The following is a 25,202-nucleotide window of genomic DNA, read 5'->3' on the forward strand; positions in this document are numbered from 1 at the left end:
CGAGCCAGATGGGGATAAAATGCGGGCCTAACTATACCAGATGCGCCCGCAGGTTATAGTCCGACATGGCGATCATGACTGGTTTTTTATCCATCAATCCCTGCCATCACGCCATAAAGCGACGTGATGGCGGGGCCGGGAGATTGGTCACCGCCGCTGTCAGAGGAGGGATCAGGGCACGATAAAGGCCTGTTCCAGTCCCCCTTGCCGTACTTTTTCCAGCAGTGCGGCTTGTTTATCCGCCTCCACCGGGCCGATCAAGACCCGGAAGATGGCGCCATGGGCTTCAATCCGGTAGGGCACACCATGGCGCTGGGTCATCACCTTGCCCATCGCCTCGGCCCGATCCCGGGAGCCGCTGGCCAGTACTTGGATCATCTTGCCATCACCGCTGCTGGCGGGCGCTGCAGCCTTGGCCGGAGCTGGCTTGACAGGTGCCGCTTTGGCAGGCTTGGCCGCTGGCGCCTTGACGGGAGCAGGGGCAGCAGCGGGAGTGGCCATCGCCAGTGCGGTCGGTTCACCCAGGAAGCCATCTTGCGCCACTGTGTTGGATGCCGTTGCTGGCGGGGTGGTCGGGGTCATCTCGATGGGCTTCATCGGTTCCATGATCACCATCTGGTCCGGGGTGTCGTTGATCAGCTCCAGTCGAACGCGAGCTGTGCCGCTATCGACCATCTCCAGCTGCTTGGCCGCCGCATAGGAGAGGTCGATCAGGTGAGGGCTGTTGAAAGGGCCGCGATCGTTGACTCGTACTATGGTCTCCAGCCCGTTGTCCAGATTGGTGACCCGCACATAGCTCGGGATGGGCAGGTTGCGATGGGCGGCGCTGAACAGCTTGCTGTCCAGCACATCGCCGTTGGCGGTCTTCTGGCCATCCAGATCCGGTGACAGCCAGCTGGCTGTGCCCTCTTCGCTATAGTGCTTGATATCGCGCCACACCTCGTTTTTCTGTTTGCCAATCCAGTAGTCCCGGTTGCCGCTCGCGCTCAGGGGCTCCGGGCGTGGGATGGCGCCGGTGGCTTGCGGGATCTCGATAACGGGTGGCTTGCTGACCGGTGCTTGCGGCTCTACGGGGGCGCTCTGTTCCGGCTGGCTGCTACAGGCGGCCAGCAACAAGCTCAGGCTGAGCGGGAGGAGTTTGTGACGAAGATGCATACGCTTCCTGAATGGCTTGGCTAAGTTGATACACCGCCATCGCATAGAGTGGGCTGCGATTGTAGCGGGTGATCACGTAAAAGTTATGCCGTGCGACCCAGTATTCCGGTCCATCGGCTTGGGCAAGCGCCAGCAACTTGACCGGCGTCTGCGGGGCCAGCGGCGTGGCGAGCTCAATCCCTGCCGCCGCCAGTTCTGACCACTGTTGTGTGAGCTCGGGCTCAGATCTCAGCAAAGGTTCGACCGCCATTAGCCCGATCTGGGCTGGTTCCACCACGGATTCGCCCCAGCGCCACTGGTGGCTGGCAAAATAGTTGGCCACGCTGCCGATGGCATCGACCGGGTTGGCAAACAGATCCCGCTTGCCATCCCCGTCAAAATCGACGGCATAGTGGCGGTAGCTGGAGGGCATGAACTGCCCCATCCCCATGGCGCCGGCATAGGAGCCCTTGAGGGCATCGAGTTGCCACCCTTCCTCTTTGGCCAGCACCACCAGCTGGGCAAACTCCTTGGCAAAGAAGTCGCTGCGCTCCGGGTAGTGGAACCCCAGGGTGTAGAGGCTATCGAGCACCGGATGACGGCCCATCTGGCGACCGTAGAAGGTCTCGACCCCTATGATGGCCACGATGAGCGAGGCGGGCACCCGATAGGTCTGCTCCGCGCGGGTCAGTGTCTCGGCATGTTGCTGCCAGAACTGCTGGCCGTCACGGATGCGATCTGGGGTAACAAACAGCGGCCGGTAGCGATGCCAGGGTTTGGCCTCCCACGGCTTGCTGATGGTGTCTAGTACCTCCTGCCGCAACTGGGCGCGGGCCACTGCCGCCTGCAACTCCGCCAGCGGCACCTGCTGCTGTTCGGCGAGCAGGGCCAACCGATCCGGCGCCACGGCGGCGGTTGCCATCGTGGTGGCGAGAGAGAGCAGCAATCCGACCCGTTTCATCAGGCCAGCAGCCTTCTATGAGTCTGGATGGACATCAGTATGCCAAAGCCGGCCATCAGGGTCACCATGGAGGTGCCGCCATAGCTCACCAGCGGCAGGGGAACCCCCACCACCGGCAGGATGCCGCTCACCATGCCCATGTTGACGAACACATAGACGAAGAAGGTGAGAGTGATGGCGCCGCCCAGCAGTCGCTCGAAGCTGTTCTGGGCCTGCATCGAGATAAACAGACAGCGGCTGATGACGTAGAGGTAGAGCACCAGCAGCAGGGCAACCCCCACCAGACCAAACTCCTCGCTAAATACCGCGAAGATGAAGTCGGTGTGGCGCTCGGGCAAGAACTCCAGCTGGGACTGGGTCCCTTGCAGCCACCCCTTGCCGAAGACGCCACCGGAGCCGATGGCAATCTTGGACTGGATGATGTGGTAGCCGCGGCCGAGCGGGTCTTTCTCCGGGTCGAGCAGCATCAGCACCCGCTGGCGCTGGTAGTCGTGCATCAGGAAGAACCAGAGCACCGGCATAAAGGCCAGCATCAGTAGAACCGCCAAGCCGATCAGCCACCAGCTGAGCCCCGCCAGAAAGATCACGAAGAAGCCGGAGGCGGCCACCAGAATGGAGGTGCCAAGGTCCGGCTGGGCGGCGATCAGCAGGGTGGGCAGCAGCACCATGATGAGGGCGATCACCACATGGCTGAACTTGGGTGGCAGCGAGTGGCGACTGAGCCAGGCCGCCACCATGATGGGCATGGAGAGCTTCATCACTTCGGAGGGCTGGAACTTCATAAAGCCCAGATCGAGCCAGCGCTGGGCCCCCTTGCCGATGTGGCCGAACACGTCCACCGCAATCAGCATCAGCACCACCACGGCGAACAGCGGCACCGACCAGCGGGCGTAGAGGGAGGGGGGCAGCTGGGCCAGGCCGATCATCAGGGCAAAGGCGAGACCGCCGCGCACCAGCTGGCGCACGATGGAGTCCATATCCTGACCGGAGGCGGAGTAGAGCACCACCATGGAGAGGGTCATCACGGCCAACAGACCGAGCAGCAGGGGCAGGTCGATATGCAGCTTGTACCAGATACTCTGCTGGCGGGCTGAATTACTCATGGGGGGCGACCTCACTCGGTTGGGACGGCTTTTCCGGTGCCGGTGGCAGTTGCGGATCTGGGGGCAGCAGATAGGCATCCAGCATCTGGCGTGCAATGGGCGATGCAGCCCGGCCACCACCACCACCAATGGAGTTTTCCAGCACCAGTGCGACGACCGCTTTGGGCGCCTCAAAGGGGGCATAGGCAACGAACAGGGCGTTATCGCGATGTTCCGCCTTGACGGTCTTGATGTTGTAGACCTGATTTTCCTTCAAACCGACTACCTGCGCAGTGCCTGATTTACCACCTGACGAGTAGGGGGCCTTTGCAAATGCATGACGGCCACTGCCTTCACTGCCATGGTTGACGCGCCACATGCCGTCCTGGGCTACTTTCCAGTAGCTGTCGCTCTTGAGCTTGAGGGCGATGTTGGGGTTGACCGGGGCATCGACCACCCCCGCCTGCGAAGCGGTGCTCTTGAGCAAGTGCGGCGTCACGTCGTGGCCGTTTTGGGTCAGGATGCTGATCGCCTTGGCCAGTTGGAGCGGGGTGGCGCTCCAGTAGCCCTGACCGATACCGACAGAGATGGTGTCACCCTGATACCAGGGCTGGCGCCAGCGGGCCATCTTCCAGTCACGAGACGGCATGACACCCTTGGTCTCTTCATAGAGATCGACCCCGGTGTACTGACCGAAGCCGAACTTGGTCATATAGCTGTGGATCTTGTCGATGCCGACCCGATAGGCGAGATCGTAGAAGTAGGTATCTGCCGAGACCTCGATGGCGCGATAGACGTCGAGCCAGCCATGACCCCAGCGGCGCCAGTCGCGAAACTTCTTGGTGGTACCGGGAATGGAGAAGCTCGGGCCGCCGAAATAGCGGTAGCCCGGGGTGATGGCCCCCTCGTTGAGACCCATGATGGACATCATGGGCTTGACGGTGGAGGCAGGGGCATAAATGCCCTGAGTGGTGCGGTTCACCAGCGGCCGTGCCGGATCGTTGAGCAGTGCCGAGTAGTTGGCGCTGGATATGCCTGTCACGAACAGGTTGGGGTCATAACTCGGGCTCGACTCCAGCGCCAGGATGGCACCGGTTTTCGGGTTCATCATCACGATGGCACCACGCTGGCCGGCCAGCAGTTGCTGGGCCTTGAGCTGCATCCGGACGTCGATATTGAGGTAGATATCCTTGCCCGGAACCGGAGGCTGGAACTTGAGGGTGCGGACAATCCGGCCGCGGTTGTTGACCTCGACCTCCTGATAACCCGCCACCCCGTGCAGCTCATCCTCGTAATACTTCTCCACCCCCTGCTTGCCGATATCCTTGGTGGCGGCATAGTTGGCGAGTTTGTCCTCTTTTTCGAGACGCTCCACGTCGCGGGTGTTGATCTTGGCCACATAACCCAGCGCATGGGTCAGGGTGTCGCCAAACGGGTAGTAGCGCTTGAGGTAAGCCTCGATACTGGCTCCCGGATAGTTGTGCTGGTTGACCGAGAAGAGTGCCACCTGATATTCGGTCAGCTTTTCGTAGAGAGGGACCGGCTTGAAGCGACGTTGGCGTTTCACCTCGGTCAGAAACTTCTCTTTGGTGCCTTCCGGCAGCCCCAGCAGGGCGATCAGCTGGTCAGCGGTTTTTTCAAGATCCCTAGTCTCTTCCGGGACGATTTCCAGACTGTAGACAGGGCGGTTCTCCGCCAGCAGCACGCCGTTGGTGTCGTAGATGAGACCCCGGGGTGGCGCCACCGGCACTACCCGGATGCGGTTGGAGTTGGAACGCGTCTGGTAGGTGTCGTAGGACTCGACCTGCAGATAATAGAGATTGCCCAGCAGCACCAGCATCAGCACGACGATGCCGATGTAGGCTACCAGGGTGCGCCGGAAGAACAGATTGCCCTCGGCACTGTGATCGCGCATTTCGATGCGTTGTTTCAGCATGCCTTTACCTCAAGACCCTTGGGGGCAATAAGAGCAGGAACTGCATTGTTCACTCTCTGTGATAGGGGTGAATATGAGAGGTGAGACTCCAGAGACGCATGGCTCACTCTCTATGATACGGATGATTGGTCGTTATGCTCCAGGCACGGTAGAGGCTCTCGGCCACCAGTACCCGTACCAGCGGATGGGGCAGGGTGAGCGGTGACAGGGACCAGCTCTGTTCGGCAGCAGCCTTGCACTCGGGGGACAAGCCTTCCGGTCCGCCGACCAGCAGGGCCACATCGCGGCCATCGAGTTTCCACGCCTCCAGCTGGGTGGCCAGCTGCTCCGTGGTCCAGGGCTTGCCCGGAATGTCGAGGGTAACGATGCGCGAGCGCCCCGCAGCCGCCAGCATGGCTTCCCCTTCCTTCTGCAGGATGCGGGGAATGTCGGCATTTTTGCCCCGTTTGCCAGCGCCGATCTCGACGAGTTCAAACGGCATGTCTTTGGGGAAGCGGCGACGATACTCTTCGAAGCCATGCTCTACCCAGGCGGGCATCTTGGTGCCCACCGCAATCAACTGGATCTTCATGGTCGTTACACTTGTGCTCTTATTGCGTATTCATTTGAGCGGCACCGCTCCACAGCTTTTCCAGTTGGTAGAAGTCACGGTGTTCATCCTGCATCACATGCACGATCACCGAGCCCATATCTACCAGCACCCATTCACCGCTCAGTTGCCCTTCCACGCTCAGCAGATCCAGACCCGCGTGGCGGGCCTCGCTGGCCAGATGGTGGGCAATGGCGCTGACGTGACGACTGGAGTTGCCGGAACAGATGATCATGGTGTCAGTAATGCTGGATTTGCCGCGTACATCGAGGGTGATGATGTCGCGGCCTTTCATGTCATCGATCTTGTCGATGATAAAGGCATGCAATTCTTGGCCTTGCAATGAGTCTCTCCTGTATTCCGGCGCGCAGCGTTTGCGTCAGGGCGGCGGATTATATCATGGTCACTCCCGTTTCCCATCGGGTGGGGCGGGATAACGACAGGGGCTAGCGGCGGTTGGCGCGGTAGAGCCCCTGTTGATCAATATAGTGCGCAACCGACTCGGGCAAGAGGTAGCGGGTGTCTTGTCCCGCATCCAGCAAGGCTCGCAGTCGGGTGGCTGACAGTTCGATGGGCTGGTTGTCCGCCAGCCAGATATGACCGGCCAGACGCTGATGCAGCGCGTTGGCATCCGCGGTGTGATGGCGCGCCAGCAGCTGTGCCACCCCGGCCGGATAATCCGGTTGCCAGCCCGGCCGCACGCTCACCACCAGATGGGCATAGTCGAGCAGCTCCTGCCAGCGGTGCCAGCTTGGCAGGCTCAGCAGGGAATCCATCCCCATCAGAAAACAGAGCGGCGTATCGGGCAGTTCATGACGCAGCTCGATCAGGGTATCGATGGTGTAAGAGGGCTTGTCCCGTCTCAGCTCCCGCTCATCCACCACAAAGTGGTGGTTCTCTGCCGCCGCCAGTTTGACCATGGCGAGACGCTGTTCGCTGGAGCAGAACGGATTGGCGCGGTGGGGCGGGATATGGTTCGGGATCAGCCGCATTTCGGCCAGCCCGAGAGCATCGCGCGCCTCGATCGCCGGGCGAAGATGACCGATATGGATGGGGTCGAAGGTGCCGCCAAGCAAACCGACAGGCGCCTTCAGCACGGGCTGCTCTCCATCACCAGCGGCAGCGGGGTGCCATCACGAAAGCCGAGGGCAATGGTCTGCAGCATCAGCCACGCCTGTTCGGTATCAAAGCGGCGCTGGGCGCCATCCAGTTGCGCCATCAGCTGCCATAGTTGTTGCAACTTGGCGAAGGGGAGACGAGTCAGCGCTTGCTGAATGAGCTGCTGGCGGCTCTGCCAGATGCGCAGGCGGCTGAAGTGCTCCCCCAGCGGCTGGCCGTTTCGCATCGCCAGCGACAGCTCGGTCAGCTGCTCCAGCTCGCGGCAGAGGGTCCAGGCCAACATCCCCGGCTCGGTGCCTTCGGCCCGCAGGGCGGCCAGAATGCGCTGGGCCCGGTTCACCTTGCCCTCCAGCAGGGTATCGACCAGCTGGAACGGGGTGAAGTGGGCGTGGCGGATAATGGTCTCTTGCAGATAGGTGACGCTGATGGGCTGGGGCGGCGAGAGCAGGGTCAGCTTCTCGATCTCCTGGCTGGCGGCCAGCAGGTTGCCCTCGTAGGAGTGGCACATGAAGTTGATGGCATCGGGCAGCGCCTTGAGGCCGAAACGCGCAAAACGGGCGCTCATCCAGCGCGGGAAGAACTTGGGCTCCGGATGGTTGACCGGCACATAGGTGCCAATCTGGTAGAGCTTGTCGAACCAGGCTGCTTTCATCTGGGTCTGGTTGAGGCGACCGCCACTCAGCACCAGCAGCAGGTCGGGATGAAGCTGCTTGCCAATTTCGCTGATACGGGCGGCCAGATCCTTGTCCACCTTGGCGGGCAGCTCCAGTTCGATGATCTGACGGGCGGAGAAGAGGCTCATGGCCTGACAGGCATCGTAGACCTGATTCCAGTCCAGCCCCTGTTCCACCACGAAGGTGTGGCGCTCATCGAAACCCTGCTTGCGGGCGATCTGACGGATGGCGTCGATGGCCTCCAGTCGCAGCAGGGGCTCGTCGCCAAAAACGAGATAGCAGGGCCGAAGCCCTGCTTTGAGGTGGTCACCAAATTGTTCCGGGTAAATCCGCATCAGAAGCTGACCTGACTCAACTGCCGGATCACCTGATTGGCCGCCTGCTCCTGCATCTCGCGGTTGAGCTGCTCCTGCTCACGGGAGGAGGCGAGCGCTGCATCCGGCTTGTTGAGGAAGCTGCGGTTGAAGTTGATGGGGAAGACCTGGGTCGGCTTGCCCGGTACCGAGATGGTGAACTGGGTACCAAAGCCCAGCACATATTCGGTGTCCGTCCCCAGCGCGTTGACCGAGGCGACCTGACTGGTGCTGCCTACGCCGCCCAGAGTGAGCACCGGAATGCCCTCCTTGTCGGCCAGGGTCACGCCAGAGGCCTTCAGACGGGTGGTAACCATCCGGTAGAAGTCGCTCTTGTTGTCGCCCACGACCTTCATGGTCATCAGCTCGCTCGGAATGCCGTTGCCGCGCATGTGAAAGCCGCAGCCTTGCAGCAGCAGACCAGCCAGCACGATGGCCATCCAGCGGGTGAAGATGGTGCCCATAGAAAATCCTCTTTGCATTAAGGGAAAGCGGCGGGCGCAGGGCCCGCCGTTATCATCCGTTTGCTGTCACAGATTGGCAATGATCAGTTGGTAACCAATCAGTTGGCAGCCAATTAGTTAGCGACAATATTGAGCAGCTTGCCAGGTACATAGATCACCTTGCGCACGGTCAGCCCGTCGGTGAACTTCTGCACGGAGGCATCGGCCATCGCCAGCTTCTCGACGTCGGCCTGGCTGATCTCGGCCGGCACGGTCAGTTTGCCGCGCATCTTGCCGTTGATCTGTACCACCACCAGCTTCTCGGTCTCGACCATGGCCGCTTCATCGGCCACCGGCCAGGCTGCGTGATCGATGTCGTCGCCCTTGCCCAGCATCTTCCACAGCTCGAAGCCGATGTGCGGGGTGATGGGGTAGAGCATGACTACCACAGCTTCCAGCGCTTCCTGCATCAGGGCGCGGTCCTGCTCGTCGTTGCCCAGCTTGGCCAGATTGTTCATCAGCTCCATGATGGCGGCGATGGCGGTGTTGAAGGTCTGACGGCGACCCACGTCATCGCTCACCTTGGCGATGGTCTTGTGCAGTTCACGGCGTACCGCTTTCTGCTCGTTGGTGAGAGCCGCTACATCCAGTGCGGCAACGGCACCACCGGAAACGTGTTCGAAGGTGACGCGCCACAGGCGACGCAGGAAGCGCTGGGCCCCCTCTACGCCGGAGTCGGACCACTCCAGTGTCATCTCGGCCGGAGAGGCGAACATCATGAACAGACGGACGGTATCGGCGCCGTAACGCTCGACCATCAGCTGCGGGTCGATGCCGTTGTTCTTGGACTTGGACATCTTGGTCATGCCGGAGTGCATTACCTCACGGCCTTCGTTGTCGATGGCCTTGGTGATGCGCCCCTTCTCGTCACGCTCTACCTTGACGTCGGTCGGGCTGACCCAGACGTTGCCGCCCTTCTCGTCTTTGTAGTAGAAGGCGTCGGCCAGCACCATGCCCTGACAGAGCAGGCGCTTGAACGGCTCGTCGCTGTTGACCAGACCCGCGTCACGCAGCAGCTTGTGGAAGAAGCGGGCGTAGAGCAGGTGCATACAGGCGTGCTCGATACCGCCGATGTACTGATCCACCGGCAGCCAGTGGTTGGCAGCCGCCGGGTCAAGCATGCCCTTGTCGTAGTCCGGGGAGCAGTAGCGCGCGTAGTACCAGGAGGACTCCATAAAGGTGTCGAAGGTATCGGTCTCGCGGAACGCTTCCTGACCGTTGTAAGTGGTCTTGGCCCACTCGGCGTCGGCCTTGATCGGGCTCTGGATACCATCCATCACCACGTCTTCCGGCAGCAGTACCGGCAGCTGGTCTTCCGGCGTCGGCACCACGGAGCCGTCAGCCAGGGTCAGCATCGGGATGGGGGCACCCCAGTAACGCTGACGGGAGACACCCCAGTCACGCAGACGGTAGTTGACGGTGCGCTTGCCCTTGCCGAGCCCTTCCAGCTTGCTGGCGATGGCATCGAAGGCGCCCTGGAAGTCGAGACCGTCAAACTCGCCGGAGTTGAACAGCACGCCCTTCTCGGTGTAAGCGGCTTCGCTCACGTCGACGTCGCCATCAACCGGCTTGATCACCGCCTTGATGTCGAGTCCATATTTGGTGGCGAATTCGAAGTCACGCTGATCGTGGGCCGGAACCGCCATTACGGCGCCGGTGCCGTAGTTCATCAGCACGAAGTTGGCGACCCAGACCGGTACCTTGCGGCCATCCAGCGGGTGAATGGCATAGAGACCGGTGGCCATGCCCTTCTTCTCCATGGTGGCCAGTTCTGCTTCGGCTACCTTGGTGTTCTTGCACTCTTCGATAAAGGCGGCCAGCTCCGGATTGTTCTGGGCTGCTTGCAGCGCCAGCGGGTGACCGGCAGCGATACCGACATAGGTGACGCCCATGAAGGTGTCCGGACGGGTGGTGTAGACCTCCAGCTGATCAGCCTGACCCTCGATGGCAAAGCTGATGTTGACCCCTTCGGAGCGGCCAATCCAGTTGCGCTGCATGGTCTTGACCATTTCCGGCCAGCCTTCCAGATTGTCGATGTCGTTGAGCAGCTCTTCGGCGTAGTCGGTGATCTTGATGAACCACTGGGGGATCTCTTTCTGTTCCACCGGGGTGTCACAGCGCCAGCAGCAGTTGTCGACCACCTGCTCGTTGGCCAGCACTGTCATGTCGTTCGGGCACCAGTTGACGGAGGAGGTCTTCTTGTAGACCAGACCCTTCTCGTAGAGCTTGGTGAAGAACCACTGCTCCCAGCGGTAGTAATCCGGTTTGCAGGTGGCGATTTCACGATCCCAGTCATAACCCAGACCCAGCATCTTCAGCTGGTTCTTCATGTATTCGATGTTTTCGTAGGTCCAGGGCGCCGGCGCGGTATTGTTTTTGATCGCGGCGTTCTCGGCCGGCAGACCGAATGCATCCCAACCTATGGGTTGCAGCACGTTCTTGCCATTGAGGCGTTGATAACGGGAGATCACATCACCTATGGTGTAGTTACGAACGTGCCCCATGTGTAGTCGACCAGACGGATAGGGGAACATGGACAGGCAGTAGAACTTCTCCTTGTCTACCTTCTCCACGGCCTTGAAGGTTTTCTTGGCATCCCAGTGCTTTTGCACTGCTGGTTCGATTGATTGGGGAACGTATTGCTCTTGCATTGGTGACATCCGGATCTGTGAAATGAATAGATAAATCAGCTGGGAAATCGCAATAGAATACCCATATCCTGCGGCGGCAACAACCGCCAGCGTCCCTTGGGCCTTAAGCCGGGCCAGATCAGGGTTTAGTAGAGGAGTTAGAGCCATGGACAAACGTCAAAAAGGGTACGAAGCCTTCATTGCCGAGCTGCAAAAACAGTGGCAAGAGACTGAAGAGTTCCAGGGGGAGCGCCTCAACCGGATGATTGCCAAGGTGCAGGCCTATCTGGAGGCAGCAAGTGACCTCACTCAGGACGAACTGGCGCTCATCGCCGAGTACGTGAAGCGGGATCTGGGCAACTATGACGAGGGGCGCCATGACGATAGTGCGCAGGTGGAAGAGTCTGCCTTTATGTTGGCCTTGAAAGACACCGCCTGGTCCTGGCTGGCGGATGTGACCGACCGCGCCCAGGTGGAGTGGCGGGAGCTGGCCGACGAGCTGGAGCACAAGGGGGTCTATGAGGCGGGCGACTGGGTGGGGCTCGGGGTCATGGTGTGCGACCAGTGTGGCTGGCGCCATACCGTGCTGCATCCCCAGCAGCTCGATACCTGCCCCGAATGCGGCTGCGCCGAGTATCATCGCGAGCCGCTCTCGCCCTGAGTCATGCCATCAAGGCGGACGAGATAACGAGTAAAAAGGCGCCATCAGGCGCCTTTTTCTTGCTTGCAGGTTTCGTCGGGGCGTTTACTTGCCTGCGACGGAGAGGCCACCAAAACGGATAAGCGGGGAGTAGAAGCCTTTGCTGTCGTTGTGGTGCAGGGTATCGCCGACCGCTTCCAGCTCGCCCAGCAGGCGGTAGAAGTTGCCTGCTACCGTGATGCCGCGCACCGGCTGCAGTCGCACCCCATCGCGGCAGAGGAAGCCCGACGCGCCAAAGGAGAAGTCACCGCTCACCGCATCGGCACCCGAATGCAGACCGTCCAGCTTGACCAGCTCCAGATAGTCGCCGCTCTGCACCTCCGCTTCACAGTGAGGGCCCGCGCCAAACACCAGATGGCGAGCGGTCACATCGAGGGCGCTGCGGGCACCGCGGGCGGCCGAGCCGTTGCTGGCCACACCAAAGTGGCGGGCGGTGGCGCTGTTATGGAGCAGGGTCTTCAGCTCCCCTTCGCCAATCAGCAGCAGATCCGAGCTGGCCGCCCCCTCGCCATCAAACGCCTTGATGTTCATGCCGCCCGGCATATAGACCCTGCTCTCCAGAGTGAGCCAGCGTGACGCCACGCTCTGGCCGACCTTGCTGCGCCAGGGGTTGATCCCCTGCTGGGCCCACTTGCCCGACAGCACGCCCTGAAAGCAGCCAAACAGGCTGGCAAAGCAGTTGGTGCTGAAGATGACGCTGTAGCGACCGCTCGGCACCGCTTCACCGGGCAGCAGTCCATCGGCGATGGCGTAGATCTGCTCGATGAGTCGCTGGCTATCCAGCTCGTCGAAGCGACGGCCATACTGCCCCTGCGAGTGCATCGACTGGCGGCCATCCCGTTCCACCAGCGCCGAGGTGTAGCAGCCGACGCTAAACTCGCCGTGCTGGCAGAGGGTGCCCTGACTGTTGGCGAGCCAGAGCTGGCTCTCCCCTTCAAAGAAGCTGTTGTAGGGGGCGCCGCTCACATCGGGCATGGCCAGCATGTCAGATTCGAGGCGCAGGGCCAGGGCGATCTTCTCCTCAACCGGCGTGGTATCGGGCTGGTTGATTTCGGCGCAATCTGTGGTGATCCGGCTATTGGCCACCGAGATGCGCTGATCCGGATCCACCTTGGCAAAGCGGCTGGCATCGAGCGCATCTTGCAGCATTGCATCCAGCGCCAGCTCATCGAGGGATTCCGAGTAGGCGATGCCGACCCGACCCTCTTTGATCAGGCGAATGCCGAGCTGCTGGCTGCTGGTGACCTTGTATTCACCCAGCTCGCCCTTGTCTGCCTTGAGGGAGAAGGCCTTCTCCTGATTGGCGATGATGTCTGCCTCGGCGTTGAGGTCGGCCACCTTGTCGAGCAGGCGGGTGAGCAGTTGGTTCATGTCGAGCTGGCTCATCAGGCGTTCCCTCCCACCAGAATATTGTCCACTTTCAGCGCCGGCTGGCCCACCGAGGTGGGCACCGAGCCCGAGACCGAGCCGCACATACCGGCGGCCAGTGCCAGGTTGCGGCCCACCATGGAGATCTCTTTCAGCACCTGCGGGCCGGTGCCGATCAGGGTGGCAGACTTGAGCGGCTTGGTGATTTTGCCGTGCTCGATGAGGTAGGCCTCCTGCACATTGAAGTTGAACTCGCCGGTGCCGGGCTGTACCGAGCCGCCCCCCATCTTCTTGGCGTAGATGCCGTGCTCTACCGTGGCCAACATGTCGTCGAGGCTGTGGTGGCCCGGCTCGATATAGGTGTTGCGCATGCGCGAGGTGGGGGCGTACTTGTAGGATTCGCGCCGCCCGGAGCCGGTGCGTGCGTAGCCTGTTTTGAGGGCACCCATTCTGTCCACCAGAAAGCCGGTCAGTACCCCGTCCTTGATGAGCTGGGTATGCTGGGTAGCCATCCCCTCGTCATCGACGTTGATGGAGCCCCAGGCGTTGCTCTGCAAGCCTTCATCCACCGCATTGACCACCGGATTGGCGATAAGCTGGCCCATCTTGTCGTGGAACACCGATGCCTTCTTGGCCACTGAGGTGGTCTCCAGCAGATGACCGCACGCCTCGTGGAAGATGACGCCGCCAAATCCGTTCTCCATGATGACCGGCAGGGTGCCGCTCGGGCAGGGAGCCGCGCCCAGTTTCACCAGTGCCTGACGGGTGGCGGTGAGCGCCAGCTCGCGCGGATCGATGCGATCGGCATGCTCCCACCCCATCAGGGCGCCGGGGGCCTCGTAACCGACGCTCTGCTCGCTCCCTTCCATGGCGATGGTCTGGGCCATGATGCGGTTGTAGTGGCGGCGATCGGCTACTTGCACTCCTTCGCTGTTGAAGATTTCCACCTCCTGCTCCCAGCCCAGCACGTTGCCGGAGAACTGGCTCACCTTGTCGCTCTCGGAGCGGGCCGCTGCATCCATGGCGTGCAGATAGGCGATCTTCTGCTCCAGCAGCTTGTCTGCCGACAGGGGCAGCGCCACCGGGTTGCGATCGCTCAGGCGGGTGAAATCGAAGGCGGTGGCGGTCACCACGGGGTCGCGGCGGTCTTTGGCCGCCAGCAGGGTGACAATGCGCAGCAGCTCGTCGCGGCTGGCCAGATTGGTGTAGCCGTAGAGCACCTTGTGGCCGTAACAGAGGCGCACGCCGATACCGAAATCGAGGCCGCCGCTGATGTTCTCTATCTGGCTGGAGAGCAGGCTGAGCTGGCTGCGGCGCTTGCGCTCCACAAACAGCTCGGCAAAATCGGCACCCAGCGCCAGCGCGTGATCGAGCACGTCACGGGCGATGGCGGGGGCCAACAGGGAGAATGGAGTCATAGAATATCCTTTTCTGGTCTGTCCGTTTGCTTCCGACATCCGGCTCTGATTGTTATGGGATGTCGAGTCCATTGTTGCAGACCAGCACAAAAAAGTCGCTATAGCGTCATGCGATGATACCGATTGAGAAAATCGGTGCGATAACTGCGCCCGGCGGCCAGGGCCAGGCGCTCAGGGTCGTTTTGCCAAAACGTGGGAAAGGTCAGAGCAGGGCGTGGATTTCGCTCAGGATCTGCTCGACCCACTGCTCGATGCGCGGATCGGTCTGGTCATATTGGTTGGCATCGTCCAGCGCCAGCCCGACGAAGTGACGGCCATCGTCGATCAGTGCCTTGGAGGCATCGAATTCGTACCCTTCGTTGGGCCAGTAGCCCACCAGCTTGACCCCTTTTGGCACCAGCTGATCGTGCAGCATGCCGAGGGCGTCCTGGAACCATTCGCCATAACCGAGCTGATCGCCGAGGCCAAACAGGGCCACGATGCGTCCCTCCAGATGGAGATCGGCGATATCTTCCCAGCGGGACTCCCAGTCCTCCTGCAGTTCGCCAAAATCCCAAGTGGATATGCCGAGGATCAGGATCTCGTAATCCTCCATCCGGCGCAGGGAGACATCCTTGATATTGTGAATATCCACCAGCTCGGGGCCGATGAGGGCGCGGATCTTCTCGGCAGCCATCTCGGTGTAGCAGGTGGTGGAACCGTAAAACAGACCAATCTTCATCGCTCTACTCTCTGTTGGCGCTTTCTCGCTTGCTTTTGGCGCGTTCTCGCATGCTCGTGTGGGCTGCGCCATGTTGGCAACACGATGGGTAACGTAAGGGGAGGGCGCCAGTCTAGCAGATTGCCATTCGACCTTCACCGCCCGGCAAGGTGCGTGGCAAACGTGCCTTATCTTTCCAATGAAAGTGCCTTGTCTTTCCAAGGAGTTGGCGCGTTACAATGGGCCATCGATCCCCTGATTGCAGCGCACCATGAGCAAACCCGACCCCCATCCCCTGATTGAACCCTTTCTCGACGCCCTCTGGCTGGAGCGGGGATTGTCTGACAACACGGTCAGCTCCTATCGCAGCGATCTGGAGAAGTTCTCCCTCTGGCTCGACGAGCAGGGGAGCTCGCTGCTGCTGGCGGGGATGGACGAGATCCAGCACTACCTCGCCTGGCGGGTCGATCACCAGTTTGCGGCCAGCAGCACCGCCCGCTTCCTGTCGGCCCTGCGCCGTTTCTATCAGTATCTCAACCGTGAGAAGCTGCGCAGCGATGATCCGACCGTGCTGCTGGAGGGGCCCAAGCTGCCGAAAAAACTCCCCTCAGATTTAAGCGAAACGGAGGTGGATGCGTTGCTGAGTGCGCCGCTGGTGGATGACCCGCTGGAGTTGCGGGACAAGGCAATGCTGGAGCTGCTCTACGCCACCGGGCTGCGGGTTTCCGAGCTGGTGGGGCTCACCGCCGAGCATATCAGCCTGCGGCAGGGCTTGGTGCGGGTTATTGGCAAGGGTAACAAGGAGCGGTTGGTGCCGATGGGCGAGGAGGCGATGCACTGGCTGGAGCGTTACTACCGCGAGGCCCGCACCCTGCTGCTGGGGGGCACCAGCTCGGATGTGGTGTTTCCCTCCAAGCAGGCCCGTATGATGACCCGCCAGACCTTCTGGCATCGCATCAAACTCTATTCCCTGCGGGCCGGGATTAATGGCGAGCTCTCCCCCCATACCTTGCGCCACGCCTTTGCCACCCATCTGCTCAACCACGGCGCCGACCTGCGAGTGGTACAGATGCTGCTGGGCCATGCGGATCTCTCCACTACCCAGATCTACACCCATGTGGCCAACGAGCGACTCAAGGCGCTGCACGGGGAGCATCACCCCAGAGCTTGAGTGGCTGTCCTCCCAAAAACAAAAAACCGCCAGCAGGCGGTTTTTTTATCTCTACACGACAGGAGATGGCGCTTATTTCCCTTGCTGGGATTTCAGCAGATCACGGATCTCGGTCAGCAGCTCCTGATCCTTGGTCGGGCCTGCCGGAGCGGCGGCTTCTTCTTCCTGCTTTTTCTTGAGGGTGTTGATGGCCTTCAGTCCCATAAAGATGGCAAAAGAGATGATCAGAAAGTCGATGATGGTCTGAATGAACTTGCCATAGGCGATGACCACGGCGGGTGTTGCACCTTCAGCGGCCTTCAGGGTGACCGCCAGGTCGCTGAAGTCCACGCCGCCCAGGATCAGGCCGATGGGCGGCATGATCACGTCACCGACAAAAGAGGAGACAATTTTGCCGAAGGCGGCACCAATGATGATACCGACCGCCATATCGATGACGTTGCCGCGGGCGGCAAAGGCTTTGAACTCTTGAATCAGACTCATTATTTCCTCCGAAATTAAACAAGATAGCGCGTTGATTACCCTTGCCAAAGGGCGAACTCTTGTCAGGAAAAACAGAGGCTAAGCCGCGTTGTTCCTGTCGTCCTGACTAGCTTGCGGGCGTTATGAGTCCTTGGCAATCGGGGGGAACCTTTTTTTTGGTACAAAGTGATATTAATTTTTTGATAAGTAGCTGATTGAATGATGAGCTGTGCTGCTGTAGTTTGCTGGGTCGATTCATTCATACCGCGTGAGTAAACAAGTGAAGTATTTACTACTGGGAATGATGCTTTTGTGCACATTTGCTGCCAGAGCGGGGATGGATACCCAAACCTTGAAACAGACCATTACCGCCCGGTTAGGGGTCTCTGTTTATCTGGTGGAACAGACCCCCATTCCCGGGCTCTATATGCTGGGCACTTCGCAAGGGGTGCTCTACAGCGATGCCAAGGGGAACTATGTGGTGCAGGGGGTCATGCTGGATATGACTCATAACATGAAGAACCTCACCATCTCGGGCATGCGCGAGCAGCGTCGACTGGGCTTGTCCCAGGTGACCCATACACCGGTCGTTCTCCAGGCCAGTAATGAGCGTCATCGGGTTGCGCTCTTTTTCGGTGAGCAGGATGCCGCTCGTCGCCAGCTGTCCGGCACGCTGCAACATCTGCAGGCGTCCGGGGTCAGTGTCGAGCTCTACCCCGTGATTGAACATGCAGGACAGGCTTCCCACTGGTGCAAGGATCCCCTGCTACAGAATGATCCCTTCAAAGCCTATTTGCCTCAAAAGGAATGTAGTGAGACCCTTATCGAGAATATTGGCCTGAGCCAGTGGTTGGGGGTCAAGGTACTGCCTGCCTGGGTCTCCTCTGATGGAGATCTGGTAAGGGGCTACCAGAGCCCGGAACAACTGCTCAAGATACTGGATCACATTGATGCCCCTGCAAATCCGTCGTCGTCCGCGAGTTGATGATTCCCATCTCCCCGCCACCCTGCACCCCCTGCTTCGTCAAATCTTCGCCAGCCGTGGCGTAGAGGATCCCGCCCTGCTGGAGCGCAGCGCCAGCCAGCTGTTGCCGCCCCAGCGCCTCTATGGGATGGAGCAGGCGGTGCCGCTGCTGGCGGATGCCCTGACTGCCCAGAAACGGATCCTTATCGTCGGCGACTTCGACTGCGATGGTGCCACCAGCTCCGCCCTGTGTTTGCTGGCCCTGCGCGCCATGGGCGGTCGCCACATCGATTTTCTGGTGCCCAACCGCTTCGAGTTTGGCTACGGCCTTACCCCCGAAATTGTCGAGCTGGCGGTGGCCCGCGGCGCCGAGTTCCTGATCACGGTGGATAACGGCATCTCCAGCATCGCCGGGGTGGCGGCTGCCAAGGCGGCTGGTATGCAGGTACTGGTTACCGATCACCATTTGCCGGGTCAGGAGCTGCCTGATGCCGATGCCATCGTCAACCCTAACCAGCGCGGTTGCGATTTCCCCTCCAAGTCCCTGGCCGGGGTGGGGGTGGCCTTCTACCTGATGGCGGCCCTCAACACCCATCTGCGTCAGCTTGGCTGGTACGAACGGCAAGGGTTGCGAGCCCCCAATGTGGCGGATTACCTCGATCTGGTGGCTCTTGGTACGGTCGCCGACGTGGTGGCGCTCGATGGCAACAACCGCATCCTGGTCCATCAGGGGTTGCAGCGGATCCGGGCCGGCCGCTGTCGCCCCGGCATTCAGGCGCTGGTGGATGTGTCGGGCCGCGATGGTCGCCGCCTCACCGCCGCCGACCTCGGTTTTGCGCTGGGGCCACGTCTCAATGCGGTAGGGCGCCTCGATGATATGTCCCTTGGGGTCGCCTGTCTGCTCTGCGATGATCTCAATCTGGCGCGCCAGCTTGCGGCCGAGATGGACAGCCTCAATCAGGAGCGCAAGGAGATCGAGCAGGGGATGCAGCAGGAGGCCCTCGCCACTCTGGAGCAGATCCGGTTTCGCGATGGCGAGGTGCCGTCGGGCATAGTGCTGCACCGCAACGAGTGGCATCAGGGGGTGGTGGGGCTGGTGGCCTCCAAGGTGAAGGAGAAGTACTACCGCCCGGTCATCGCGTTTGCCGAGAGCAGCGAGACCGAGCTCAAGGGCTCCGGCCGCTCCATCCCCGGGGTGCACCTGCGCGATGCGCTGGAACTGCTCGATACCCGCCATCCGGGCCTGATGGGCAAGTTTGGCGGCCATGCCATGGCGGCGGGGCTGACCCTGCCCAAGGCCAATATCGAGGCGTTCGGTCGGGCCTTTGAGGCGGTCATCAGCGAGCTGGTGACGCCGGAGCTCTTGACCGGGGTGCTGCTCACCGATGGCGAGCTGCTGCCGGACGAGCTCACTCTCGAGCTGGCGGAGCTTATTCGCGCCTCCGGCCCCTGGGGTCAGGCCTTCCCCGAGCCGCTGTTTGACGGCGAATTCGTGCTAGTGCAGCAGCGGCTGGTGGGGGAGAAGCACCTCAAGATGATGCTGACTACCGATTCTGGCCACGCGGTGGATGCCATCGCCTTCGGCGTCGATCTCAAGCGCTGGCCCGATGCCTCGGTCAAGCGGGTGCGGCTTGTCTACCGGCTTGACGTCAATGAGTGGCGCGGCAACCGCAGTGTGCAGCTGCTGGTGGAGCATCTGGAGGCGGCCGGTCTCTGAGCAGGTAGCATTGCTGCTCTGATCGCTGACATCGCTGACAACGGCCACCCTCGGGTGGCCGTTTTACTGTGGGCCCGGGGGTGACTCTACCGCCTTGTTATGTTGGTATTTAATTGCTGGCTTTCTTAGAAAGAGGGTTTTTAGTATCGTTTTACGTCAGTTAGTACGGTTTCAAATTCAAGAAAAAGAGGCGTTGTGATACATTCATCCCCGCATCATTTTGTTGTTTGAACGGGACTGACTCTTTGCTGTCTTCTGGCCGACTATCGACCTGGGCGATGGTCCTCGCTATCGCCAGCCTGCTGTGGTTTGCCGCTTTCGCTGCGGTAGGGGTCACTGCAACACCTCATCAGGCGTCGGTCAGGCAGAAGGTCTCGATGCAGTTGCATGAGCAATCCGATCCGGGATTGGTCAACAGTGTCGGCCTTCCTCCTGCCTCCCAGTGGCGACTCGGCTTCGAGCCGGGGCGGCGACTCGAAGGCGCCACTCATTCCGAGCGCTATCAGATGGTGCTGGCCTGGTTCCAGCACGATATCCTCGGCCTGCTCTGCGGTCTGCTACTGGTTCTCCCTCTTCTCTATGTCAGGCAGCTCCCCGTCTACTTCGGTTATTTGCACCGACGGCTGCTGCGCTGTCGCCACCTGCAATATCGTTTCTGTCACGGCGACTAGCCCACCCTGCTGGCGGGCGCCCATCCACCTTTTCACTCGGTTTGTAACGCTCCTGATTGACTGACGGGCAGGCTGATACCTGCTGCCTGCGCTCTATCGTCTGGTGCTGCGTCCGCGCTTTCTGTTGTGTCGTCCATGCTGCTGGCCATCGGCCAGAGGCAGACTTTTCTTTGCGCAAACATCTGGTGAGCACACCCTATGGACTACTACTTCAACCTGTTTATTCACTCGATCTTTGTCGAGAACCTCGCCCTGGCCTTCTTTCTGGGGATGTGTACCTTTCTGGCCGTTTCGAAGAACATCAACACTGCCTTTGGCCTTGGCATGACAATCCTGGTGGTGATGGTGATCGCCATTCCCCTCAACAACTTGATTTACCGCCATATCTTGCGGGCAGGCAGCACCTTTTTCGGAGAATTCGATTTGGGATTTCTCGATTACATCATCTACATCGGGGTGTTGGCGGCGTTGGTGCAGGTGATGGAGATGCTGCTCGACAAGTACTTCCCAAGCCTCTATCAGGCGCTCGGCATCTATCTGCCGTTGTTGACGGTCCATTGCGCCATCTTCGGCGGGGTGATGTTTATGGCGCAGCGGGATTACGATTTTGCCGAGTCGCTGGTCTACAGCGCAGGCTCCGGGCTTGGCTGGCTGCTGGCTATTGTCGCCATGGCCGGTTTGCGCCAGAAGCTGAAATACGCCGATGTCCCCGAGGGGCTGCGGGGCATCGGCATCACCTTTATCGTGGCGGGGCTGATGTCCCTCGGTTTTATGTCCTTCTCCGGTATATCGCTTTGATTGGAGATGAAAAAAACGAGGCGCCTGCGGGCGCCTCATTGTTTATCAGGGATGGCGGATGGCCATTACAGCTCGCGTGCCCAGGGGTGTGCCTTGGGGCGCAGCGCCAGCGCCAGACCCAGCAGCAGCACGGTCAGGCCGTAGAGGGGCCAGCTGCCAAAGCGCATGTAGGGGGTCTCGCCGTGGGCGGGACGCACTTCGCTGCGCAGCACGCCCGCTTCAAACTGCGGGATCTGGCCGATGATGCTGCCATCGATCTCGGTCACGATAGTGATGCCGGTGTTGGTGTCGCGCAGCAGCGGACGAGCCAGCTCCAGTGCGCGCATCCGGGCGATCTCCATATGTTGCCAGGGGCCTATGCTGGTGCCAAACCAGGCATCGTTGGAGACGGTCAGCAGGAAATCGGTATCGGCATTGACGTTGCGGCGCACCTCCTCCGGGAAGATGATCTCGTAGCAGATGGCGGCGGCGAACTTGAGCCCCTTGGCGATCAGATTCGGCTGCACTTCGTCACCCCGGCTGAAAGAGGACATCGGCAGGTTGAAGAAGGGGGCGATGGGGCGCAGCAGATCTTCAAACGGCACGAACTCGCCGATGGGCAGCAGGTGGTACTTGTTGTAACGGTTGGGGTGCCCGTAGAAGTAGGACTCCTTGCCATCCGCATCCTGCACCCCCATGCCGAGTACGGTATTGAAGAATCGTCTTTGCTCGAAATCATAGTGAATGATCCCCGCCAGCAGACCGGTGTTGTTCACCTTCATCGCCTTGTCCAGATTCTCCAGATAGGGCCCCATCTCCTTCTCGATGGCCGGGATGGCCGACTCCGGCCAGACGATGATATCGGCATCCTGATTCTCGCGGCTGAGATCCTGATATTTGCGCACCGTCGGCACTAGCGCCTCCGGATCCCACTTGAGGGACTGGGCGATATTGCCCTGAACCAGCGCCACCTTGACCGGCTCGCCACGGGTGACCCAGCTGAGCTGCATCAGACCGTGGGCACCGGCTACCAGCAGAGCGGGCACTGCCAGCCAGAGCGGGGAGCGGGATTTCCACACCTGCCAGATGGCGGAGGCAGAGAGCAACAGGGCGAGGGTGATGCCCTGCACCCCAAGGATTGGGGCGAAGCCCCTGAGCGGGCCGTCGATCTGGCTGTAGCCAAACCAGAGCCAAGGGAAGCCGGTCATTACCCAGCCACGCAGCCAGTCCGCCAGCAGCCAGAGTGCCGGGAAGGCGAGCAGCCAGCGGCTCCAGTGACGGCCGCCAAAGAAGCGGGCGAAAACCCAGCAGGCGAGCGTCGGGTAGAGCGCCAGATAGGCGGAGAGCCCGGCCAGCAGTACGAAGGCCATCGGCAGCGGGATGCCGCCAAATTCAGTCATGCTGACGTGGATCCACCACAGGCCAGGTAAAAAGAGTCCCATGGCATAGCCAAAGCCACGCCAGGCGGCCTGCTTTGGCGTGGCTTTGTCCAGCAGGGCGTAGAGGCCCAGCAGGGAGGGGAGCACCAGCGGCCAGTAGCCAAAGGGAGAGAAAGCCAATATAGCGATGGCACCACTGGCCAGTGCGCCGAGGCTCAACAGGATTTTGGACGTAACGGGGGATAATCTCACGGGCGATGGTGCTCGTCTTGGTCTGCAACTGGGTCGAATGGCCGGTATCTTAACCTGTAAGCGGGGCAACGGCGAGCCTCGATGCCGGTGGCAGAGAGCACAACGCCCCGAGGTCGGGGCGTTGTTTCACACATTGAGCGGATCTGCTTATTGCGGCTCGGATTGCGCCGCCGCGTGGTGCTCGGGGATCTTCACCTGCAACTGCTGCAGACGACGCCGGTCGGCATGCATCACCTTGAACAGGTAGCCGTCCAGCTCGATCTCCTCGCCCTTCTTGGGCAGATGACTGAAGGCGTGCATCACCAGACCACCCACAGTATCCACCTCTTCATCGCTGAACTGGGTGCCGAAGAAGTCGTTGAAATCCTCGATCTCGGTAAGGGCACTAACCGAGAAGACCCGTTTGCTGATGCGGCGGATCTCGTCCGGCTCATCCTCGATGTCATCGAATTCGTCATCTATCTCGCCGACGATAAGCTCGAGAATGTCTTCAATGGTCACCAGACCGGAGACGCCACCAAATTCGTCGACCACGATGGCCATGTGGTAGCGCTCTTCGCGGAACTCCTTGAGCAGACGGTCAACCCGTTTGCTTTCAGGCACGATCACCGTGGGGCGCAAGATTTTCTCGAGCTGCAGCGGCTCGCTGGCGTGATGGCCGCCAAACCCGAAGGGGAGCAGATCCTTGGCGAGCAGAATGCCCTCCACATGATCCTTGTCCTCGTTGATCACCGGGAAGCGGGAGTGGCCGGACTCGATGATCACCGGCAGGATTGCATCCACCGGCTGGGACTTCTCGATGGTCACCATCTGGGAGCGGGGGATCATGATATCGCGCACGCGAAGATCGGCTATCTCCAGCACCCCCTCGATCATGTCCTTGGTGTCCTGATCGATGAGGTCGCGCTCTTCGGCATCGGCTATCACGTCTACCAAATCATTGCGGTCTTTTGGCTCGCCCTGGAAGAGTTGGCTGAGTTTGTCGAGCCAGGTTTTCTTCGGCGAGCCGGTACTAGGGTGATCGTCGGTCATTTTCTCTCTTGGTTACTCGTATGAACACACTTGAAATAGTTCGGGTTATATAAGGATGGCCATCTGCTGTTTCAAGACGATGACCATCCGGTTCTTTACTCTTCGTCGTTCAGATAAGGATCGGCAAAACCGAGCTCCTGCATGATGTCGCGCTCAAGCGCTTCCATCTCTTCGGCTTCCTCATCCTCGATATGGTCATAACCTAGCAGATGCAGACTGCCGTGCACAACCATGTGGGCCCAGTGGGCCATCAGGGGCTTGCCCTGCTCCTCGGCCTCGCGCTCTACCACCTGACGGCAGATCACCAGATCGCCGAGCAGCGGCAGCTCCAGACCGGGTGGCGCCTCGAACGGGAAGGAGAGCACGTTGGTGGGCTTGTCCTTGCCGCGATAGGTGAGGTTGAGCTCGTTGCTCTCCGCCTCGTCGACGATACGCACCGTCACTTCTGCCTCCTGCTGGAAGCCGAGAATGGTGCCATCGAGCCAGCCTTGCAGCTGGGCTTCGGTGGGCAGGCCGTCAGTGCTGGCGCTGGCCAGTTGCAGATCCAGGGTTACGCTCATTGCTCACTCTCTTTGCTGGCGTTTGTTTGGCCGGTAACCTTCTCCGCTGCCTGTTTGGCATCGAATGCCTCGTAAGCCTGCACGATACGGGCCACCACCGGGTGGCGCACCACGTCTTTGGACTCGAAGAAGTTGAACGACAGACCATCGACCCCTTGCAGCACTTCCAGAGCATGGCGCAGGCCGGATTTGGCGTTGCGCGGCAGGTCTACCTGGGTGATGTCACCGGTGACCACCGCCTTGGAGTTGAAACCGATGCGGGTGAGGAACATCTTCATCTGCTCGGTGGTGGTGTTCTGGGCCTCATCGAGAATGATAAAGGCGTCATTGAGGGTTCTTCCGCGCATATAGGCGAGCGGCGCCACCTCGATGATGTTGCGCTCCATCAGCTTCTCGACCCGCTCAAAGCCCAGCATCTCGAACAGGGCGTCGTAGAGCGGGCGCAGGTAAGGATCCACCTTCTGGGAGAGATCGCCAGGCAGGAAGCCGAGCTTCTCACCCGCTTCCACCGCCGGACGGGTTAGCAGAATGCGGCGAATTTCCTGACGCTCCAGCGCATCCACCGCCGCCGCGACCGCCAGATAGGTCTTGCCGGTACCGGCCGGGCCGATGCCGAAGCAGATATCGTGGCGCACGATATTGGCGATGTACTGAGCCTGGTTGGGGCTGCGCGGTTTGATGAGACCGCGCTTGGTCTTGACCGTCACCTCCTTGCCATAAGGGATGCTCGGCGCCGGTTCGTCATCCTGCTCCAGCACTCGCGACTCCTGAATAGCCAAATGGACCATGTCGGGAGTGATGTCAGTCACCTTGCCACCCTTGAGGGGCTGGGTTTCCACATAGAGGTGCTTGAGGATGACTGCGGCGGCATCCAGCTGGGCCGGTTTGCCCACCAGCTGGAAGTGGCTGTCACGGTAGCTGATCTCGACGCCGAGGCGGCGCTCCAGCTGCTTGATGTTGTCATCGAAGGGGCCGCACAGGCTGGCAAGGCGCTGGTTGTCGGCGGGCTCCAGATGCAGATTCAGGGTCGAGATGTGTCGGCTCAAAATA

Annotated in this window: 24 protein-coding genes; 6 read left to right on the forward strand and 18 right to left on the reverse strand. The window is 60.6% G+C overall.

Features of this window, described 5'->3' with window-relative positions; genetic code table 11:
* Positions 1 to 171 precede the first annotated feature (171 nt).
* The 10 genes from I6L44_RS00995 to leuS all read right to left on the reverse strand — a co-directional run bounded on the left by I6L44_RS00995 (position 172) and on the right by leuS (position 11,002).
* Positions 172 to 1,155: a septal ring lytic transglycosylase RlpA family protein gene (locus tag I6L44_RS00995; RefSeq protein WP_216953015.1), complete on the reverse strand. Its 984-nt coding sequence runs from the start codon at positions 1,153 to 1,155 to the stop codon at positions 172 to 174.
* The gene (gene mltB / locus I6L44_RS01000) at positions 1,097 to 2,095 is read right to left on the reverse strand and encodes a lytic murein transglycosylase B (RefSeq protein WP_216953016.1); all 999 of its coding nucleotides are present in this window, start codon (positions 2,093 to 2,095) and stop codon (positions 1,097 to 1,099) included. The genes I6L44_RS00995 and mltB overlap by 59 nt, the downstream gene beginning before the upstream one ends.
* Positions 2,095 to 3,198: a rod shape-determining protein RodA gene (rodA, locus tag I6L44_RS01005; protein WP_005335170.1), complete on the reverse strand. Its 1,104-nt coding sequence runs from the start codon at positions 3,196 to 3,198 to the stop codon at positions 2,095 to 2,097. Before rodA ends, mltB begins: the two co-directional genes overlap by 1 nt.
* Positions 3,191 to 5,113, reverse strand: coding sequence for a penicillin-binding protein 2 (gene mrdA / locus I6L44_RS01010; protein WP_216953017.1), 1,923 nt, complete (start codon positions 5,111 to 5,113; stop codon positions 3,191 to 3,193). The genes rodA and mrdA overlap by 8 nt, the downstream gene beginning before the upstream one ends.
* A gap of 103 nt (positions 5,114 to 5,216) precedes the next feature.
* A complete protein-coding gene (gene rlmH, locus I6L44_RS01015; RefSeq protein ID WP_005335166.1) occupies positions 5,217 to 5,684 on the reverse strand; it encodes a 23S rRNA (pseudouridine(1915)-N(3))-methyltransferase RlmH in 468 nt (155 codons plus the stop codon).
* Between the two features lie 19 nt (positions 5,685 to 5,703).
* Positions 5,704 to 6,045 carry a ribosome silencing factor gene (gene rsfS / locus I6L44_RS01020; RefSeq protein ID WP_005335165.1) on the reverse strand — a complete coding sequence of 114 codons (342 nt, stop codon included), beginning with the start codon at positions 6,043 to 6,045 and terminating at the stop codon, positions 5,704 to 5,706.
* A gap of 103 nt (positions 6,046 to 6,148) precedes the next feature.
* Positions 6,149 to 6,799: a nicotinate-nucleotide adenylyltransferase gene (gene nadD, locus I6L44_RS01025; protein ID WP_216953018.1), complete on the reverse strand. Its 651-nt coding sequence runs from the start codon at positions 6,797 to 6,799 to the stop codon at positions 6,149 to 6,151.
* Positions 6,793 to 7,830 carry a DNA polymerase III subunit delta gene (gene holA, locus I6L44_RS01030; protein WP_216953019.1) on the reverse strand — a complete coding sequence of 346 codons (1,038 nt, stop codon included), beginning with the start codon at positions 7,828 to 7,830 and terminating at the stop codon, positions 6,793 to 6,795. Before holA ends, nadD begins: the two co-directional genes overlap by 7 nt.
* The gene (lptE, locus tag I6L44_RS01035; protein ID WP_005335160.1) at positions 7,830 to 8,312 is read right to left on the reverse strand and encodes an LPS assembly lipoprotein LptE; all 483 of its coding nucleotides are present in this window, start codon (positions 8,310 to 8,312) and stop codon (positions 7,830 to 7,832) included. Before lptE ends, holA begins: the two co-directional genes overlap by 1 nt.
* Before the next feature lie 113 nt (positions 8,313 to 8,425).
* The gene (gene leuS / locus I6L44_RS01040; protein WP_216953020.1) at positions 8,426 to 11,002 is read right to left on the reverse strand and encodes a leucine--tRNA ligase; all 2,577 of its coding nucleotides are present in this window, start codon (positions 11,000 to 11,002) and stop codon (positions 8,426 to 8,428) included.
* Positions 11,003 to 11,147: 145 nt separating this feature from the next.
* Here leuS and I6L44_RS01045 point away from each other — a divergent pair, with 145 nt between their 5' ends.
* Positions 11,148 to 11,642: a zinc ribbon-containing protein gene (locus I6L44_RS01045; protein WP_005335155.1), complete on the forward strand. Its 495-nt coding sequence runs from the start codon at positions 11,148 to 11,150 to the stop codon at positions 11,640 to 11,642.
* A gap of 84 nt (positions 11,643 to 11,726) precedes the next feature.
* Here I6L44_RS01045 and I6L44_RS01050 read toward each other — a convergent pair whose 3' ends face one another.
* The 3 genes from I6L44_RS01050 to fldB all read right to left on the reverse strand — a co-directional run bounded on the left by I6L44_RS01050 (position 11,727) and on the right by fldB (position 15,188).
* Positions 11,727 to 13,067 (reverse strand): TldD/PmbA family protein, encoded by a 1,341-nt coding sequence (locus I6L44_RS01050; RefSeq protein WP_216953021.1) that lies wholly within the window; start codon positions 13,065 to 13,067, stop codon positions 11,727 to 11,729.
* Positions 13,067 to 14,467 (reverse strand): TldD/PmbA family protein, encoded by a 1,401-nt coding sequence (locus I6L44_RS01055; RefSeq protein WP_216953022.1) that lies wholly within the window; start codon positions 14,465 to 14,467, stop codon positions 13,067 to 13,069. Before I6L44_RS01055 ends, I6L44_RS01050 begins: the two co-directional genes overlap by 1 nt.
* A 202-nt stretch (positions 14,468 to 14,669) precedes the next feature.
* Complete coding sequence (fldB, locus tag I6L44_RS01060) at positions 14,670 to 15,188, reverse strand: flavodoxin FldB (protein ID WP_005335151.1); 519 nt, start codon at positions 15,186 to 15,188, stop codon at positions 14,670 to 14,672.
* Between the two features lie 250 nt (positions 15,189 to 15,438).
* Here fldB and xerD point away from each other — a divergent pair, with 250 nt between their 5' ends.
* Positions 15,439 to 16,338 (forward strand): site-specific tyrosine recombinase XerD, encoded by a 900-nt coding sequence (gene xerD / locus I6L44_RS01065; RefSeq protein WP_216953023.1) that lies wholly within the window; start codon positions 15,439 to 15,441, stop codon positions 16,336 to 16,338.
* A gap of 72 nt (positions 16,339 to 16,410) precedes the next feature.
* On the opposite strand, the gene mscL is transcribed toward xerD, so the two are convergent.
* Positions 16,411 to 16,821 carry a large-conductance mechanosensitive channel protein MscL gene (mscL, locus tag I6L44_RS01070; RefSeq protein ID WP_047438040.1) on the reverse strand — a complete coding sequence of 137 codons (411 nt, stop codon included), beginning with the start codon at positions 16,819 to 16,821 and terminating at the stop codon, positions 16,411 to 16,413.
* A gap of 316 nt (positions 16,822 to 17,137) precedes the next feature.
* Here mscL and I6L44_RS01075 point away from each other — a divergent pair, with 316 nt between their 5' ends.
* From I6L44_RS01075 to nqrE, 4 genes are all read left to right on the forward strand, one after another.
* Positions 17,138 to 17,785, forward strand: coding sequence for a disulfide isomerase DsbC N-terminal domain-containing protein (locus I6L44_RS01075; protein ID WP_216953024.1), 648 nt, complete (start codon positions 17,138 to 17,140; stop codon positions 17,783 to 17,785).
* A complete protein-coding gene (recJ, locus tag I6L44_RS01080) occupies positions 17,751 to 19,481 on the forward strand; it encodes a single-stranded-DNA-specific exonuclease RecJ (protein WP_216953025.1) in 1,731 nt (576 codons plus the stop codon). Before I6L44_RS01075 ends, recJ begins: the two co-directional genes overlap by 35 nt.
* Positions 19,482 to 19,759: 278 nt before the next feature.
* The gene (locus I6L44_RS01085; RefSeq protein WP_254204248.1) at positions 19,760 to 20,152 is read left to right on the forward strand and encodes a hypothetical protein; all 393 of its coding nucleotides are present in this window, start codon (positions 19,760 to 19,762) and stop codon (positions 20,150 to 20,152) included.
* 198 nt (positions 20,153 to 20,350) lie between these two features.
* Positions 20,351 to 20,950 (forward strand): NADH:ubiquinone reductase (Na(+)-transporting) subunit E, encoded by a 600-nt coding sequence (gene nqrE, locus I6L44_RS01090; RefSeq protein WP_216953026.1) that lies wholly within the window; start codon positions 20,351 to 20,353, stop codon positions 20,948 to 20,950.
* A 65-nt stretch (positions 20,951 to 21,015) separates the two neighbouring features.
* Here nqrE and lnt read toward each other — a convergent pair whose 3' ends face one another.
* From lnt to I6L44_RS01110, 4 genes are all read right to left on the reverse strand, one after another.
* Positions 21,016 to 22,560 carry an apolipoprotein N-acyltransferase gene (lnt, locus tag I6L44_RS01095; RefSeq protein WP_216953027.1) on the reverse strand — a complete coding sequence of 515 codons (1,545 nt, stop codon included), beginning with the start codon at positions 22,558 to 22,560 and terminating at the stop codon, positions 21,016 to 21,018.
* A gap of 147 nt (positions 22,561 to 22,707) precedes the next feature.
* Positions 22,708 to 23,592 carry a CNNM family magnesium/cobalt transport protein CorC gene (corC, locus tag I6L44_RS01100; RefSeq protein WP_203118663.1) on the reverse strand — a complete coding sequence of 295 codons (885 nt, stop codon included), beginning with the start codon at positions 23,590 to 23,592 and terminating at the stop codon, positions 22,708 to 22,710.
* A 95-nt stretch (positions 23,593 to 23,687) separates the two neighbouring features.
* Positions 23,688 to 24,152: an rRNA maturation RNase YbeY gene (gene ybeY, locus I6L44_RS01105; protein WP_005354089.1), complete on the reverse strand. Its 465-nt coding sequence runs from the start codon at positions 24,150 to 24,152 to the stop codon at positions 23,688 to 23,690.
* Positions 24,149 to 25,198 (reverse strand): PhoH family protein, encoded by a 1,050-nt coding sequence (locus tag I6L44_RS01110; RefSeq protein WP_139463536.1) that lies wholly within the window; start codon positions 25,196 to 25,198, stop codon positions 24,149 to 24,151. The genes ybeY and I6L44_RS01110 overlap by 4 nt, the downstream gene beginning before the upstream one ends.
* Between the last annotated feature and the right edge of the window lie 4 nt (positions 25,199 to 25,202).

This window comes from Aeromonas sp. FDAARGOS 1414, from assembly GCF_019047065.1.
GTDB lineage: Bacteria > Pseudomonadota > Gammaproteobacteria > Enterobacterales > Aeromonadaceae > Aeromonas > Aeromonas veronii_A.

Excerpts from the sequence above, each read along its gene's own strand:
- mltB (WP_216953016.1), bottom strand. The coding sequence starts at position 2,095 with ATGAAACGGGTCGGATTGCTGCTCTCTCTCGCCACCACGATGGCAACC.
- rlmH (WP_005335166.1), bottom strand. The coding sequence starts at position 5,684 with ATGAAGATCCAGTTGATTGCGGTGGGCACCAAGATGCCCGCCTGGGTA.
- corC (WP_203118663.1), bottom strand. The coding sequence starts at position 23,592 with ATGACCGACGATCACCCTAGTACCGGCTCGCCGAAGAAAACCTGGCTC.
- I6L44_RS01050 (WP_216953021.1), bottom strand. The coding sequence starts at position 13,067 with ATGAGCCAGCTCGACATGAACCAACTGCTCACCCGCCTGCTCGACAAG.
- fldB (WP_005335151.1), bottom strand. The coding sequence starts at position 15,188 with ATGAAGATTGGTCTGTTTTACGGTTCCACCACCTGCTACACCGAGATG.
- I6L44_RS00995 (WP_216953015.1), bottom strand. The coding sequence starts at position 1,155 with ATGCATCTTCGTCACAAACTCCTCCCGCTCAGCCTGAGCTTGTTGCTG.
- I6L44_RS01075 (WP_216953024.1), top strand. The coding sequence starts at position 17,138 with ATGGATACCCAAACCTTGAAACAGACCATTACCGCCCGGTTAGGGGTC.
- I6L44_RS01055 (WP_216953022.1), bottom strand. The coding sequence starts at position 14,467 with ATGACTCCATTCTCCCTGTTGGCCCCCGCCATCGCCCGTGACGTGCTC.
- ybeY (WP_005354089.1), bottom strand. The coding sequence starts at position 24,152 with ATGAGCGTAACCCTGGATCTGCAACTGGCCAGCGCCAGCACTGACGGC.
- mscL (WP_047438040.1), bottom strand. The coding sequence starts at position 16,821 with ATGAGTCTGATTCAAGAGTTCAAAGCCTTTGCCGCCCGCGGCAACGTC.
- nqrE (WP_216953026.1), top strand. The coding sequence starts at position 20,351 with ATGGACTACTACTTCAACCTGTTTATTCACTCGATCTTTGTCGAGAAC.
- xerD (WP_216953023.1), top strand. The coding sequence starts at position 15,439 with ATGAGCAAACCCGACCCCCATCCCCTGATTGAACCCTTTCTCGACGCC.
- leuS (WP_216953020.1), bottom strand. The coding sequence starts at position 11,002 with ATGCAAGAGCAATACGTTCCCCAATCAATCGAACCAGCAGTGCAAAAG.
- holA (WP_216953019.1), bottom strand. The coding sequence starts at position 7,830 with ATGCGGATTTACCCGGAACAATTTGGTGACCACCTCAAAGCAGGGCTT.
- I6L44_RS01085 (WP_254204248.1), top strand. The coding sequence starts at position 19,760 with ATGGTCCTCGCTATCGCCAGCCTGCTGTGGTTTGCCGCTTTCGCTGCG.
- rodA (WP_005335170.1), bottom strand. The coding sequence starts at position 3,198 with ATGAGTAATTCAGCCCGCCAGCAGAGTATCTGGTACAAGCTGCATATC.
- I6L44_RS01045 (WP_005335155.1), top strand. The coding sequence starts at position 11,148 with ATGGACAAACGTCAAAAAGGGTACGAAGCCTTCATTGCCGAGCTGCAA.
- recJ (WP_216953025.1), top strand. The coding sequence starts at position 17,751 with ATGCCCCTGCAAATCCGTCGTCGTCCGCGAGTTGATGATTCCCATCTC.
- lptE (WP_005335160.1), bottom strand. The coding sequence starts at position 8,312 with ATGGGCACCATCTTCACCCGCTGGATGGCCATCGTGCTGGCTGGTCTG.
- mrdA (WP_216953017.1), bottom strand. The coding sequence starts at position 5,113 with ATGCTGAAACAACGCATCGAAATGCGCGATCACAGTGCCGAGGGCAAT.